The organism is Streptomyces chattanoogensis, assembly GCF_001294335.1.
Taxonomy (GTDB): Bacteria; Actinomycetota; Actinomycetes; order Streptomycetales; family Streptomycetaceae; genus Streptomyces; species Streptomyces chattanoogensis.
Genome location: NZ_LGKG01000001.1, coordinates 395,593 through 410,900, shown reverse-complemented (window position 1 = coordinate 410,900; position 15,308 = coordinate 395,593). Strand labels below are relative to the sequence as shown.

The following is a 15,308-nucleotide window of genomic DNA, read 5'->3' as shown; positions in this document are numbered from 1 at the left end:
GGGCAATGCAGGGGCGGGCGATGGACCAGACTCAGACAAGCCAGGGCGGCACCGCCGCGGCCACGCCGGGCGCCCAGCGCCGGGTGCTGGTCGTGGAGGACGATCCGACGATCGTCGACGCCATCGCGGCCCGGCTCCGCGCCGAGGGCTTCCAGGTGCAGACGGCCACCGACGGCCCGGCCGCGGTGGAGACCGCCGAGGCCTGGCAGCCCGATCTGCTGGTCCTCGATGTGATGCTGCCGGGCTTCGACGGCCTGGAGGTGTGCCGCCGGGTCCAGGCCCAGCGCCCGGTACCGGTGATGATGCTCACCGCCCGGGACGACGAGACCGACATGCTGGTCGGCCTCGGCGTGGGCGCCGACGACTACATGACCAAGCCGTTCTCGATGCGGGAGCTGGCCGCCCGGGTGCACGTCCTGCTGCGCCGGGTCGAGCGCGCCGCGCTGGCCGCCCACACGCCCCGCAGCGGGATCCTGCGCCTCGGCGAGCTGGAGATCGACCACGCCCAGCGCCGGGTACGGGTGCGCGGCGCGGACGTCCATCTGACCCCCACCGAGTTCGACCTCCTGGTGTGCCTGGCGAACACCCCGCGTGCGGTGCTCTCCCGTGAGCAGCTGCTGGCCGAGGTGTGGGACTGGGCCGACGCCTCCGGCACCCGTACGGTCGACAGCCACATCAAGGCCCTGCGCCGCAAGATCGGCGCCGAGCGGATCCGTACGGTCCACGGCGTCGGCTACGCCCTGGAGACCCCGGCCGCATGATGCGGCACCGGCACCGGCCGATACCCACCCGGGGCCTGTGGGAGCGGGTCTGGGAGGGGCTGCGGCCGCTGGATCCCTACCGCTCCGTCAAGGCGGCGCTCGGTGCGCTGGTCATCGTCTCGGTGATCATCACCACGCTGCTGGTGTTCATGGCGATCGCCTCGGCGACCGAGCTGCGGGTGATCACGGTCTTCTCGATCATCGCCTCGCTGCTGATCACCCAGTTCGTGGCGAACAGCCTGACGGCGCCGCTCGGCGAGATGACGGATGTCACCCGGTCGATGGCGCACGGTGACTATTCGCGGCGAGTGCGCTCGGAGCGCCGGGACGAGTTCGGCGACCTGGCCGACGCCTTCAACCGCATGGCGGCCGATCTGGAGGCGGTGGACACCCACCGCAAGGAGCTGGTCGCCAATGTCTCGCACGAGCTGCGCACGCCCATCGCCGCGCTGCGGGCCGTCCTGGAGAACGTCGTCGACGGGGTCTGCGAGCCCGACCCGGAGACGATGCGCACCGCGCTGAAGCAGACCGAGCGGCTGGGGCGGCTGGTCGAGCACCTGCTGGACCTGTCCCGGCTCGACAATGGCGTGGTGCCGCTGCACGCCCGGCGCTTCGAGGTGTGGCCGTATCTGTCGGGGGTGCTCAAGGAGGCCAACATGAGCCGGGGCGCCTCGACCCTGTCCGGGCTGTCCGGGGCCACCGGATCCGGCACCCACACCCGTACGGACGTCCATCTGCACCTCGATGTCTCGCCGCCGGAGCTGACCGCGCACGCCGACGCCGAGCGGCTCCACCAGGTCGTGGCCAATCTCATCGACAACGCGATCAAGCACAGCCCCCGGCACGGCCGGGTCACCGTGCGCGCACGGCGCGGCGAGGGGCCCGAGAGCCTGGAGCTGGAGGTGCAGGACGAAGGGCCCGGGATTCCGGAGTCGGAGCGCTACCGGGTCTTCGAACGGTTCAACCGCGGCGGCCCGGGGCCGTCCGGCCCGGGGTGCGACGGCGGTACGGGACTGGGCCTGGCCATCGCACGCTGGGCGGTGGATCTGCACGGTGGACGGATCGGGGTGGCCGAATCCCCTCGCGGCTGCCGGATCAGGGTCACCCTTCCGGGGCTGGAGTCGGCACGGAGCTGACGCCCGGCACCCGCCGCTGGCGTAGGGTCGGTGGTCGGCGCACGTTGTCCGGGCCGGTTCCGGGCTCCCGCACGGGGTGCGACGGCGGTGAGCCCTACCCGCACGCGGGCAAACCACGTGTGTTTCCCGCCAAGTCATGCGCTGAAACCCGTCCGCGAATGTGACGTGCGCGACGAGTGGCCCTCCCGGACTGCACCAAAGGTCACAACAGGCGTAGCCTTTATTCCCGCTGTCCACCACCTTTAGGAAGCGGAAGAGGGCGGTTGCCGCCGTGTCGCTACAGTCCCCCAACAGTGCGAGCATCTCGAGTGACCAAGAGGGGCAGGGCAAGAACCCTGCTGCCGCATTCGGTCCGAACGAGTGGCTCGTCGACGAGATCTACCAGCAGTACCTCCAGGACCCGAACTCGGTAGACCGAGCCTGGTGGGACTTCTTCGCCGACTACAAGCCGGGCTCGGCCACGGCCGGCGAGGCGGAGGCGCCGCCTGCCGCCCCGGCTGCTCCGGCAGCGCCCGCGGCCCCGGCCGAGAAGCCGGTGATCCCGGCCGCTCCGGCCGTCGCCAAGGCCCCGGCGGCGCCCGCCGCCGCACCGGCCAAGCCCGCGGCGAAGCCGGCCGCGAAGCCGGCCGCCGAGAAGAAGGCCGAGGCCCCCGAGGGCGGCCCCGAGTTCGTCACCCTGCGTGGCCCGTCCGCCGCCGTTGCGAAGAACATGAACGCCTCCCTGGAGCTGCCGACGGCCACGTCCGTCCGCGCCGTCCCGGTGAAGCTGCTGTTCGACAACCGCATCGTCATCAACAACCACCTCAAGCGCGCCCGCGGCGGGAAGGTCTCCTTCACGCACCTCATCGGGTACGCGATGGTGCAGGCCCTCAAGGCCATGCCGGCGATGAACTACTCCTTCGCGGTGAAGGACGGCAAGCCGACGCTGGTCAAGCCCGAGCACGTCAACCTCGGTCTGGCCATCGACCTGGTGAAGCCGAACGGCGAGCGCCAGCTGGTCGTCGCCGCCATCAAGAAGGCCGAGACGCTCACCTTCTTCGAGTTCTGGCAGGCCTACGAGGACATCGTCCGCCGGGCCCGCGACAACAAGCTGACGATGGACGACTTCACCGGGGTCACCGCGTCGCTGACGAACCCGGGCGGCATCGGCACCGTCCACTCCGTGCCCCGTCTGATGCCCGGCCAGTCCATGATCATGGGCGTCGGCTCGATGGACTACCCCGCCGAGTTCCAGGGCACCTCGCAGGACGCCCTGAACAAGATGGGCGTCGCCAAGGTCATGACGCTGACCAGCACCTATGACCACCGCGTGATCCAGGGCGCCGCCTCCGGCGAGTTCCTGCGGGTCATGAGCCAGCTGCTGCTCGGCGAGAACGATTTCTTCGACGACATCTTCAAGTCGCTGCGGATCCCCTACGAGCCGGTCCGCTGGCTGCGCGACATCGACGCCTCGCACGATGACGACGTCACCAAGGCGGCGCGGGTCTTCGAGCTGATCCACTCCTACCGGGTCCGCGGCCACGTCATGGCCGACACCGACCCGCTGGAGTACCGCCAGCGCAAGCACCCCGACCTGGACATCACCGAGCACGGCCTCACCCTGTGGGACCTGGAGCGCGAGTTCGCGGTCGGCGGCTTCGCCGGCAAGTCGATGATGAAGCTGCGCGACATCCTGGGCGTGCTGCGCGACTCGTACTGCCGCACCACCGGCATCGAGTTCATGCACATCCAGGACCCCAAGCAGCGCAAGTGGATCCAGGACCGGGTCGAGCGCTCGCACAAGTCGCCCGAGCGCGACGAGCAGCTGCGCATCCTGCGCCGGCTGAACTCCGCCGAGGCGTTCGAGACCTTCCTGCAGACCAAGTACGTCGGTCAGAAGCGCTTCTCGCTGGAGGGCGGCGAGTCCGTCATCCCGCTGCTGGACGCGGTCATCGACTCCGCGGCCGAGTCGCGCCTGGACGAGGTCGTCATCGGCATGGCCCACCGCGGCCGGCTCAACGTCCTCGCCAACATCGTCGGCAAGTCGTACGCCCAGATCTTCCGCGAGTTCGAGGGCAACCTCGACCCGAAGTCGATGCACGGCTCCGGCGACGTGAAGTACCACCTGGGCGCCGAGGGCACCTTCACCGGCCTGGACGGCGAGCAGATCAAGGTCTCGCTGGTCGCCAACCCCTCCCACCTGGAGGCCGTGGACCCGATCGTCGAGGGTGTGTCCCGCGCCAAGCAGGACGTCATCGGCAAGGGCGGCACGGACTTCACTGTCCTGCCGATCCAGCTGCACGGGGATGCGGCGTTCGCCGGCCAGGGTGTGGTCGCCGAGACGCTGAACATGTCGCAGCTGCGCGGCTACCGCACCGGCGGCACGGTGCACGTCGTCATCAACAACCAGGTCGGCTTCACCGCCGCCCCGGAGTCGTCGCGTTCGTCCATGTACGCCACCGATGTGGCCCGCATGATCGAGGCGCCGATCTTCCACGTCAACGGTGACGACCCCGAGGCCGTCGTCCGCGTTGCCCGTCTGGCCTTCGAGTTCCGCCAGGCGTTCAACAAGGACGTCGTCATCGACCTGATCTGCTACCGGCGTCGCGGTCACAACGAGACCGACAACCCCGAGTTCACGCAGCCGCTGATGTACCACGTGATCGACAAGAAGCGCTCGGTGCGCAAGCTCTACACCGAGTCCCTGATCGGTCGCGGCGACATCACGCTGGAAGAGGCCGAGCAGGCGCTGCAGGACTTCCAGGGCCAGCTGGAGAAGGTCTTCACCGAGGTGCGGGACGCCACCGCCGCCCCGGCCCCGGCCGAGGTCCCGCGGCCGAAGGCGGAGTTCCCGGTCCACGTGGACACCGCGGTCTCCCAGGAGGTCGTCAAGCGGATCGCCGAGTCCCAGGTCAACATCCCCGACCGGGTCACCGTCCACCCGCGTCTGCTGCCGCAGCTGCAGCGCCGCGCGGCGATGATCGAGGACGGCACGATCGACTGGGGCATGGGCGAGACGCTGGCCATCGGCTCGCTGCTGATGGAGGGCACCCCCGTCCGGCTGGCGGGCCAGGACTCCCGCCGCGGCACCTTCGGCCAGCGCCACGCGGTGCTGGTGGACCGCAACACCGGCGAGGACTACACCCCGCTGCTCTACCTCTCCGAGGACCAGGCCCGCTACAACGTCTACGACTCGCTGCTCAGCGAGTACGCGGCGATGGGCTTCGAGTACGGCTACTCCCTGGAGCGGCCCGAGGCGCTGGTCATGTGGGAGGCGCAGTTCGGCGACTTCGCCAACGGTGCGCAGACGGTGCTGGACGAGTTCATCTCGTCGGCCGAGCAGAAGTGGAACCAGACCTCTGGTGTCACCCTGCTGCTGCCGCACGGCTACGAGGGCCAGGGCCCGGACCACTCCTCGGCCCGGATCGAGCGCTTCCTCCAGCTGTGCGCGCAGAACAACATGACGGTCGCCATGCCGACGCTCCCGTCGAACTACTTCCACCTGCTGCGCTGGCAGGTCCACAACCCGCACCACAAGCCGCTGGTCGTCTTCACCCCGAAGTCGATGCTGCGTCTGAAGGCCGCGGCGTCGAAGGCGGAAGAGTTCACCACGGGCGGCTTCCGTCCCGTGATCGGCGACTCGACGGTCAAGCCCGAGGACGTCCGCAAGGTCGTCTTCTGCTCCGGCAAGGTCTACTACGACCTGGCAGCGGAGCGGACGAAGCGCGAGGCGAACGACACCGCGATCGTGCGTCTCGAGCGGCTGTACCCGCTGCCCGGCAAGGAGCTGCAGGCGGAGATCGCCAAGTTCCCGAACGCCGGCAAGTACCTGTGGGTCCAGGAGGAGCCGGCGAACCAGGGTGCCTGGCCGTTCCTCGGTCTCAACCTGATCGACCACCTGGATCTGGCGGTCGGCGCCGATGTCCCGCACGGCGAGCGCCTGCGCCGCATCTCGCGGCCGCACAGCTCGTCCCCGGCCGTCGGTTCCGCCAAGCGGCACCAGGCCGAGCAGGCAGCGCTGGTGGCGGAGGTCTTCGACGCCTAGTCGAGCCCCGGCAACACACGAAGGGCCCGTTCCCACGGAGGTGGGGGCGGGCCCTTCGGGCTGCTACGGGCAGTCGGCGCGTAGCGCCGTTTTCTGGGGGTGGAGGTCGGGCGACGGGCGGGCCCGTCAGACGGGCTGCGGCTCGAAGTCCCAGTACGGGCGGCGCCGCCGCCGGGCGGAGAGGGTGTGCGGATGCTCGGCGCCCAGCGTCTCGCTGAGCTGCCCGATGGCCTCCTGCTCCAGCTTCACGGCCTCCTGGGCACGCCGCAGCGTCCGCAGGTCCTCGGCGAGCGCCGTCTTGGCGGAGAGCGTCAGCGGATGGGTGTCGCCCACCACGGTCTTGGCCCGTTCCAGGACGTCGCGGCCCAGCTCCACCGCGCCCTCCTCGTCGTCGACGCGGCTGCGGGCGGCGGCGGCGTTGAGCGCACAGCCCAGCGTCCAGGGATGGTCGGCGCCCATGGCCCCGGTCATCCCGGCGAGCGCCCGCTCCGCGATCACCAGCGCCTCGGCCAGCTCGCCGTACTCACTGCGCACCAGCCCGGTGTTGCCCAGGGTGCCGATGGTGTACGGGTGGCTCTCGCCGGCCAGCGCGCGGTACCGCTCGGCGACGTCCTCGGCCAGGTCGCGGGCCTGCCCGAGGTCGCCGTGCTCGCGCAGGAAGGTGGCGTAGTCGGCGCGCACCATCAGCGTCTCGGGGTGGCGGGGCCCGTGCACCCGGCGGGACCGCTCGACGAGGTCGGCCATCAGCTCACCGGCCCGTGCGACCTCGCCGGAGCGGCGCAGACACAGCGCGAGGTCGTGTTCGGAGCGCAGCGTCTGCGGGGTGTGCGGGCCCATCACCTGGAGGTGCAGCCGCGCGTTGAGCTCCTGGCTCGAGGTGGCGTCGCGGTAGCGGCCGAGCAGCCGCAGCATCCGGGCGTAGGCGTTGCCGGCGTTGAGGGTGAGGTGGTGCCGGGCACGCAGGGTGCGCTCCCGGAAGGCGAGCACCTCGCGGTGGGTGACCAGGGCCTCCTCGTAGCGGCCGAGCAGCGAGAAGACGACGCCGAGGTTGTGCCGGGAGGAGAGGGTGCGCGGGGAGTCCGGGCCGAGGAGGACGGCATAGGCCCGCCAGACGGCGTCGAAGAGCCGGTGGGCGTCCTCGTACGAGCCGAGCGCCATGAGGGTGCCGGCCAGGCCGTCCTGGGCGCGCAGCAGATCGGCGTCGGAGGGGTCGCGCTCGGCGGCGAGCTGGTCGACGACGGCGCTGCCGACCGCCTCGGCCTCGCGGTAGCGGCCCAGCCTGCGCAGCATGTTGGCGTGCTGGTGGGTGAGCACGAGCATGGTGCGGTGGGTGGGTTCGATCCGGGTGCGCCAGCGGGAGATGAACTGTTCGCACAGCCGCAGGCCCGTCCGGTACTCGCCGCGGACCTTCAGGTATGCGATGCAGTTGAGCAGCAGCCCCTGGACGGCCGGGTCGGGGCTGTCGAGGACGCCGGCGGACTCGAGATGGGGGATGAGTCCGGCGTAGAGCTCCCAGCAGCGGGTGTCGGTGGGGTTCTGGGGGTCGGCGGTGACCAGCACCCGGCAGGCCGTCGCGGACATCTGGTCCCGCTCGTCCTCGGTCATGTCGCCGCGCAGGAAGCGGTGGTAGAGCCGGTGCATCTGGGCGGTCTCGACGGCCGGGTCGGAGTCCTGGGAGACCTGGTAGTCCAGGCGTACGGCGGTGGACTCGGTCAGCCGGCGCAGCGCGGTGTTCCAGCTGATCGGCTCGGCGGCGAGGTCGGCGAGGTGTTCGGGCAGGTCGCCGCGGCGGGCCTTGGCAAGCATCGGGACGGGGATGGCGTCCGGGGCGAAGAACGCGAACAGCTTGAGGAGTTCCACGGCGGCGGGGCTGCGTTCGCGCAGGGTGTTGAGCGTTATGGCCCAGCTGGTCTGGAAGGCCATCGGGTAGTCGGAGGAGATCCGGATGCCGACGAGGCTGGGTTCGCCGCGCCGGATCAGCTCGATGTACTCCTTGGGCGGCATCGGGTTGGCGTCCAGCCAAGCCGCGGTCTGGGCGAGCAGCAGGGGCAGGTCCTGGACGGCGTCGGCGAGGAGGTTGGCCTCGACGGGGGTCAGCCGGGCGGCACGGCGCCGGGCGTAGGCGACGGACTCGACGCGGGTGAAGGGCAGGACCTCGATCTCCTGGGCGCTGCCGGAGCCGGACCAGTCGCGGGTGAGGGTGGTGATCAGGACATGGCCGCGGCCGTCGGGGACCAGGTCCTCGATCTGTTCCATGTCGTCGGCGCTGTCGAAGACCAGCAGCCAGCGGCGGTAGGGGCGGCCGATGCGCAGCGCTTCGTGGACGGCCCGGATACGGTCGCCGAGCTCCTGGCCGACCGGCAGCCCGAGCCGGCCCGCGAGCTCGGCGAGCTGTTCGCGGGCGGCGCCGCGGTGGGTGGCGCTGATCCACCACACCACGTCGTAGTCGTTGCCGAAGCGGTGGGCGTACTCCTGGGCGATCTGGCTCTTGCCGACGCCGGAGGTGCCGTAGAGCGCGATACGGGTCTCCAGCGGCGGGGCCGCGCCCGGTCCGGAGCCGGCCAGTTTGTCGTGCAGCTCCTCCAGGACGTCGTCGCGGCCGGTGAAGCGGTTGTTGCGGCGCGGGATGTTCCACACCTCGGGCGGGTCGTTGGGGAAGCGGGGCGCGCCGGGGGCGCTCTCGTCCACGCCGCGGCCGGTGCCCTGGATGCCGAGGCGGTGCAGCACCCGGCGCCGGGCCTCGCGGGCGTCCAGGTCGCGCAGGTCGGCGGGGCGCAGCAGGGCCGCGGTGGCGGGCAGGCTCTGGGTGGCCACGCTCACCGCGGCGAAGCGGTCGGCGTGCGGCGGCACCGCTTCCCGCAGTGCGGCGGTCCACTCCTCCTGGGTCTTGGGGCCCAGTCGGAAATACCAGTCGTCGAGCACGATCAGCAGCCGGCCCCGGGCCTCCAGCAGCCCCGACAGCTCCTCGGCCAGGGCGGTGTCCGCCTGCGGGTCCCAGCGCAGCAGGGTCGTGCCGTGCCCGAGCTGTTCCAGCTGGTGGGAGATCCAGGCGGCCCAGGGCCGGGCGAAGCCCGCATAGCTGATGGTGATGTGCTCGGTGGCGTCGGCAGAAGCGGACTGATCGACCATGCGACCGTCTCCCTGGGATGGGTGATGCGCGCGTGCAGAAGCTGGGCTGAGGCTGGCTGGGTTCTTACGGCACGTCCGGCTGTTTTGCACGATAGCCCAAGTGTCCCCCCATACCGCGACACTCCGTCAGGTCATGTCGGTGGACGGCGAGTTGAGGGAGACTGCAGCGTCCAGGCGGGCTGCGATGTGCCGGATGAGGCGTTCGAGGTCGGCACAGTAGACGGACGGATTGGTGAATCCGGTGGGGCCCGCGCGGTAGCGGTGCGCGTAGTTCCCGCCGCCGCAGACCGCCATCAGGGCGCAGCGGCGGCACCGGTCGCCGAGTCCGTCGCGGCCGCGCTGGCGGGCGGCGATGCCGGGGTGCGCCAGGGCGTCGTCGAACGAGTGGCGGAAGACGTCGAGGCCGGTGGCGGCGGCGCCCTCGTAGGTGGATTTGAGGGAGTCGACCTGCTCGATGGCGCCGTCGGTGTCGATCACCAGGGCGACGACCGGTGAGAGGCCGATCGCTTCGCTGGAGCTGGGGCGCCCCAGGAGCAGCCCGAGGATTTCGGTGAACAGCCGCACCCGGGGCTGCGATTCCCTTCGGGGGTCGCCGTCCCACCAGAGGTCGAAGACGGTGCACAGCCAGTCGCCGTAGGGGGTGCCGCCCGCGGGGTGCAGAGGGGCGGGCGGGGGGCTGGACCAGTTGGCGTGCGGGAGGAGGAAGTCGAGCATCGGGGGGTCCAGCGCGCACAGCGAACGGTAGACGCCGGCGGGGTCGGCGGTGATGTCGAGGGTGCACAGAATGCCGGCGTAGACGTCGGGACGGGCGCGGAGCAGGCCGGCGGCGCGGGCGGCCGCGGGCCAGGCGGGGCGGCCGGCGTGGTCGAGGCGGCGGCGGTTGAGGCCGGGGGTGCCGCCGTCCAGGCTGAGGCCGAGCCGGAATCCGGCGGCGCCCAGGGTGTCGATCGTCTGCGGGGTGAGCAGGGTGCCGTTGGTCTGGACGCCGAACGCGGCGGTGCAGTGGGCGGGGAGCGCGGCGCGGATGGCGGCGGCCTGGTCGAGGAGCGGACCGGGGCCGGTCAGCAGCGGTTCGCCGCCGTGCAGATCGATGCGGATCTCCCGCAGCCGGTGGGTGCGGACGTGTTCGGCGATGCGCTGTGCGGTGCGGCGGACGGTGGCGGCCGGGACGAGCGGCGGGCGGTCGCGCCAGCTGCGGTCGGGGCCGGTGTAGATGTAGCAGTAGGTGCAGGCGAGGTTGCAGCGGCTGTGGATCTTGATGACGAACTGCCGGAAGGGGACGCTCCCCGTCCGGCCACGCTGTCCGCCCACGGCGCCGCCCCCCGCCCTCGCCACCGCACATCACCGATGCGCGGACGCCCATCGAGCACATGTGCCCATGGACTACTTGGCTCCGCCATCGGTCCGGGAACCGGACTCCTGCGGCAACTGGCCGGTTTCCGAGCCCGATTGCCTGAAAAGGAGCTGCCCCGGAACACCAGGACACAGGCGTCCGGCCGCCGCCGGGCACCGTCAGCGATTGGGCGGCCCGGGGCTGTCCTCGTAGTAGGCGACCGCGTCCTCCTCGGCCGGCCAGTTGCGCAGCAGCAGTGCCGCGACCTCGCCCAGCACCGGATGGCCCGCCCGCGCCGCCAGCACGCTCACCTCCACCCCCGCGAAATCCGGCAGGGGCTCGGCCGACGGGGACCATGGGCCGGCCCCGGCCGGTTCGGTGCGGTCATTCGCGGAAAACGCTGCCACACTGTTCTCCTCTGGGCCGGCTGGACGGGTGTGTTCCCGTACTTCCGTCCACGGAAACACGTTCACCGGCCCGGGGCCAGGCACTCGGCCAGGCGCGCAGGAGCGGTCAACGGGGGGATTCGAGGGCGCGCATCCGCGCGCGGGTGCGCTGCGCCTCGGGCCCGGTGTGCTCGGCCGCGCGCTGCCACTGCGCCCAGCTCTCGCGGTAGGCGTGCAGCGCGGACTGGGGGCCCGCGGTGTCCTCCAGGACCTCGCCGCGCCGGTGGTGGGCGCGGGCCGCCAGCAGGGCGCTCCCGGCGTCGAGGGCGGCGGTGGCGGCGCGGCGGTAGCAGGCGGCGGCCCGGTCGTGGCGTTCACGGGAGCCGAAGCGCCGGTCCAGCAGCAGCTGGACATCGCCCACTTCGAGCCAGGCCTCGGCCGCCACGGAGGCCACGTCGGTGCCGCGGGCGGCCAGCTCCAGGATCCAGTCGGCCTCGTGCAGATCGGCGAGCGAAGGCTGGCGTTCGTGGCGCAGCCGCAGGGCCCGGCCGAACAGCAGGCGGTGGCTGCCGAGCGCGGGGTCCTGCGGCGCGACCCGGCCCAGCGCCTCGCGCAGGACGTGCACGGCCTCGTTGGCCAGGCGTCTGCCCGGTTCGGCGGCCGGCTCCAGCCGGGCGCGGGTGAGCAGCGCGGCACCGCGTTCGGCGAGCAGGGCGCTGTGTTCGGGCGAGTCCGGGACGGCGAGGCGGAGCGCGGCGGCCAGCGCGGCGATGGCCTCGTCGAGGGCGGCCAGGGAGCCCGTGCGGGTGTGGGCGGCGCTCCGGTCGGCAGCGATCCGGCGCAGGCTGTCGGCCTCCAGGGCCGGGTCGGCCAGCTCATGGGCGAGGGCGCGGGCGCGCTCCAGGATGGGCAGGACGGACGGCGGGCCCCCGGCGCCGGTCAGCGAGCGGGCCGCCGCCAGGTCCAGCAGCGTCTCGCACACCTGCCGGTCGGCGGCGCTGCCGCGGCGGCGCAGCAGGACGGTCGCGGTGTCGAGGTCGTCCGCGGCGCGCACCGCGAGCGCGGCGGCCGGTCCCGGTACGGCGGCCCGCGCGGCCTGGTCCAGGAGGACGCCGCCGCGGGCGGCGTAGACCTCGCCGGGGACCTGGCGGCCGCTGGGCCACTGGTCGAGGAGGGTGGTCAGGGAGCGTTCCGCCTCGCCGAGCGGATCGGGGTACGCGGGGGGCGGGGGGCCGGCGGGGCCGGTGTCCGCCGCGGGGTCCGTCCCCGGGAGGGCCGCCAGCCGGCGCAGCGCCCCGGTGCGCAGCACCATGCTCTCCAGGACGCGCGGGTCGAGCAGGCTCATCAGCCCGCATGCGGTGTGCAGATGGCGTGCGGTGTCCTCCAGGGCGGCGCGCTCCTCGGCCGGTCTGCCCGCGGCGCGGCGTTCGCGGGCGCGGGCGTGCCGCACCCGGCCGAGCACGATCAGCGCCCGGGTCCGCTCGGCCTCCGCGCCGTCGTCGGCCGCCGCGGCCAGCTCCGCCGCGCCCGCCGCCCGCTCGGCCTCTTCCAGGGCGTCGGGCTGCCGCCAGGTGCTCCAGGCGTGCAGCAGGGCGCGGGCGAGGTCGGTGCCCGCCACCGGCAGCTCTCCGGTCGCGGCCCGCAGCAGCCGCACGGAGGCGATCAGATCGCGGACGGTCCGGTTCCGCTCGTAGCGCTCCAGGAGGGCCGCGCCCTCGGCGGCCGGGCCGCCGGGCTCGTACGGCCGCCGGTCGGGCGTGCGCAGTGCGGGTTCGAAGCGCCGCAGGACCTTCTCGGAGACCCGGGCGAACGGCTCGGGGACGGCCCGCCGGCCGGTCTCCGGTTCGCGCCCGCTGCCGGAGAGCATGGCGACCGCGACGGCCGGGAAGTTGCGGGCGCTGCGGCCGAAGGTGCGCTCGACGTAGAGCGAGCAGTGCTTGAGGACCAGCGCCGCCTCGCCCGCGCTCAGCCGCCCCAGCAGCTCGTCCCGCACCCCGGGCACGAAGTCGTACCACGGGCCGCCCCCCGCCCCGCGCGGCCCCGACGGCAGCTCCTCCGGCGGGAGTTGGGTCACCAGGCCGCTGAGCAGCACCTCCGCCAGCTCCGCCGGTCCGGTGTGCGGCAGCATCGCGCGCTGTACGAGCTGGATCACCGGGAGGGCGAGCGGTACGGCGGACAGATGCACGGCGAGCAGCCGGGCGGCCGGGGACGCCTGCTGGTCGAACTCCTCGACCATACGGGACGGTTCGACGCGCGGCGGCGCCTCCGGGGGCGCGGGCTCGGCGCCGTGGTCGGCCCGTACGACGGTGGCGGCGCCGGGCAGCGAGAGACCGGCGTCGGCGGCGGCGAGGCGGGCCCAGGTGCCCAGGGCCGAGGGCGTCGGGGACAGCACCGGTACGGCGCGTGCGCGGGCCGCGGCAGGGGCGCCCGGTGGTGCCGAGCGGCGGCGGCGCCGGGCGGGCCGGAAGTCAAGGGCCTGGTAGGGGCCCTGGCGCCGGACGAGGGTGCCGGCGACGGCGGGCAGCAGCGTGCGCGCCCACATGCGCTGGGGCAGCGGCTGGACGACGGCGAGCGGGGCGTCGGCGGCCCAGCGGTAGAGCAGCCGCTGCATCCGGCCGTCCCGCCACAGGGGGCCCGCGCAGTCGCTGACGACGAGGGTGAGGTGGTGGCCGGTGGGGTCGTGCAGCTGGTCGGCGGGGCGCAGCGACTGCCCGGGGCCGGGAGCGGCGGCGGCGCCGACGTCCGGGCCGTGCGGGTGGAGGTAGTGCACGGTGACGTCCCGGAAGGCGCCCACCCGCTCACAGACCTGCCGCAGATCGTGCAGCATCTGCTCCCAGACGGCCATCGAGGACGAGCCGTCCATCAGGAGCCGCAGTGCGGCCGTGCGGCGGTGCACCCCGCGCAGCACGGGGATGACCATCTCGGCGTGGGCGGAGAGTTCGGCGGTGGCGTCGTCGTCCAGCTCCTGGCGGAGGGGGGCGACCGGCGGGTGGTAGCGCTGGACGGGCCGCAGGGCGCGCTGCAGCGGTAAGAGGCCCGGGAAGGCGGAGGCGATCGGGACGGCGATCTCGCCGAGGCGGTGGTGGTCGGGGTCGGTGAACCGGTCGTCATGGGCGGGCAGCAGCGCGGTGTCCCGGCGGCGGGTGCGCTCGGGGGGCGCGGCCGGCGGGTCCGGCGCCCCCTCGTCCGCCGCGTCCGCCCGGCGTGCGCCCTGTGCCGTCACGGCCGGCCCCGCGGAGAAGGTGGCCGGTTCCGTGTGTACCGGCCGGGCCGGTGCGGCCGCTTCGGTGCCCGGCCCGTCCGGCGTGATCCACTGGGCGAGCCAGAGGGCGTCGGCCATGCCCCGGGCGTCGGCCGGCACCCCGGCCGCGGTCAGCCGCCCGACGAGTTCGCCGAGCGGGTCGAGGGGGCCCGGACCGGGCTCCCCAGGGGGCACCGCGCTCACCTCGTCCGGTCGAGAGGCCGCAGCAGCTCGGCCGTCAGCCGCCGCCGGGTCTCCTCCTCGTCCTCGTTCGTCCATCCGGCCTTCTGGGTGAGGTGGATGGCGTTGAACAGCTGGTCGACGGCGCGCACATCGCCGGGTTCGCGGTCCAGGAAGCGGTCGATCACCGCTTCGTGGCGCTCGGCGGCGCCCTCGCCGAAGTGGGCCCGCACCATGGACGCGAGCCGCTCCTTGTCCGGGAGCGGGATGTGGAGGTGGATGCAGCGGCGCAGCAGGGGCGCCGGGAAGTCCCGTTCGCCGTTGCTGGTGAGCACGATGAACGGGAAGGCCCGGCAGCGCACCCGGCCGTCGCGCACCGTCACGCGGGTGCCGTCGTCGCTGAGGACCGGCACCTCGGAGGCGGACCCGGCCAGCCGCTCCAGCTCGGGGATCCTGAACTCCCCTTCCTCCAGGACGTTCAGGAGGTCGTTGGGCAGGTCGATATCGCTCTTGTCCAGCTCGTCGACGAGCAGCACCCGGGGGCGGGCGGCGGGCAGCAGGGCCGTACCGAGCGGGCCGAGGCGGATATAGCGGCCGATACCGCCGCCCGGTTCGTCTTCGGCGGCGACCGACGGCGCCTCCGGCCCGGCCACGGACTGCCGGGCTATCTGGAGGTCCTGCAGGCGGCCGATCGCGTCATAGGCGTACAGGCCGTCGCGGAGCGTGCTGCGGCTGACGACCGGCCAGCTGAGCACCCGGCCCAGGCCCAGTTCGTAGGCGACGGCATGCGCCAGGGTGCTCTTGCCGCTGCCCGGGGCGCCGGTCACCAGCAGCGGACGGCGCAGGTACAGGGCGGCGTTGACCAGCTCGCGCTCGGTCTCGCCGGGGCGGTGGTGACGGGCCTCGGCCTCGGCGGGCCGGACGCCGAGCCGGCGCTCGGAGGCAGGGTCGAGGGCGGCGGGCGGCGGCACCACCGGCCCGCCGTCGAAATCGCGCCAGGGCGGGGGTGGCGGAAGGTGTTCGATTCCGTCGTGCGGTGCCCCCGCGCCACGGTAGATGAGCCAGTCGCTCACGTCGGAACTCCTCGTCGCCGGCCTGGCATCACGGTCTCCCACTCA

General features: G+C 73.1%; 8 protein-coding genes. 3 read left to right on the top strand and 5 right to left on the bottom strand.

The annotated features are described in order from the left end of the window. Positions 1-20 precede the first annotated feature (20 nt). From ADL29_RS01805 to ADL29_RS01795, 3 genes are all read left to right on the top strand, one after another. The gene (locus ADL29_RS01805; RefSeq protein ID WP_046926018.1) at positions 21-761 is read left to right on the top strand and encodes a response regulator transcription factor; all 741 of its coding nucleotides are present in this window, start codon (positions 21-23) and stop codon (positions 759-761) included. Further along, on the top strand, positions 761-1,897 hold the full coding sequence (locus ADL29_RS01800) for a HAMP domain-containing sensor histidine kinase (RefSeq protein WP_053922223.1): 1,137 nt from the start codon (positions 761-763) through the stop codon (positions 1,895-1,897). The genes ADL29_RS01805 and ADL29_RS01800 overlap by 1 nt, the downstream gene beginning before the upstream one ends. 271 nt (positions 1,898-2,168) lie before the next feature. After that, complete coding sequence (locus ADL29_RS01795; protein WP_053922009.1) at positions 2,169-5,921, top strand: multifunctional oxoglutarate decarboxylase/oxoglutarate dehydrogenase thiamine pyrophosphate-binding subunit/dihydrolipoyllysine-residue succinyltransferase subunit; 3,753 nt, start codon at positions 2,169-2,171, stop codon at positions 5,919-5,921. Positions 5,922-6,047: 126 nt separating this feature from the next. Here ADL29_RS01795 and fxsT read toward each other — a convergent pair whose 3' ends face one another. From fxsT to ADL29_RS01770, 5 genes are all read right to left on the bottom strand, one after another. After that, a complete protein-coding gene (gene fxsT / locus ADL29_RS01790; protein WP_053922008.1) occupies positions 6,048-9,050 on the bottom strand; it encodes an FxSxx-COOH system tetratricopeptide repeat protein in 3,003 nt (1,000 codons plus the stop codon). Positions 9,051-9,176: 126 nt separating this feature from the next. Further along, entirely contained in the window at positions 9,177-10,361 is a 1,185-nt protein-coding gene (locus ADL29_RS01785) for an FxsB family cyclophane-forming radical SAM/SPASM peptide maturase (protein ID WP_053922007.1), read from the bottom strand. A gap of 201 nt (positions 10,362-10,562) precedes the next feature. Beyond that, positions 10,563-10,790, bottom strand: coding sequence for a YxD-tail cyclophane-containing RiPP peptide (locus ADL29_RS01780; RefSeq protein WP_053922006.1), 228 nt, complete (start codon positions 10,788-10,790; stop codon positions 10,563-10,565). Positions 10,791-10,896: 106 nt separating this feature from the next. Further along, positions 10,897-14,205, bottom strand: a complete 3,309-nt coding sequence (locus ADL29_RS01775; RefSeq protein ID WP_245689094.1) for an SAV_2336 N-terminal domain-related protein — start codon at positions 14,203-14,205, stop codon at positions 10,897-10,899. Positions 14,206-14,210: 5 nt separating this feature from the next. Further along, positions 14,211-15,263 carry an AAA family ATPase gene (locus tag ADL29_RS01770; RefSeq protein ID WP_053922004.1) on the bottom strand — a complete coding sequence of 351 codons (1,053 nt, stop codon included), beginning with the start codon at positions 15,261-15,263 and terminating at the stop codon, positions 14,211-14,213. Positions 15,264-15,308: the final 45 nt, after the last annotated feature.

Excerpts from the sequence above, each read along its gene's own strand:
- ADL29_RS01805 (WP_046926018.1), top strand. The coding sequence starts at position 21 with ATGGACCAGACTCAGACAAGCCAGGGCGGCACCGCCGCGGCCACGCCG.
- ADL29_RS01800 (WP_053922223.1), top strand. The coding sequence starts at position 761 with ATGCGGCACCGGCACCGGCCGATACCCACCCGGGGCCTGTGGGAGCGG.
- fxsT (WP_053922008.1), bottom strand. The coding sequence starts at position 9,050 with ATGGTCGATCAGTCCGCTTCTGCCGACGCCACCGAGCACATCACCATC.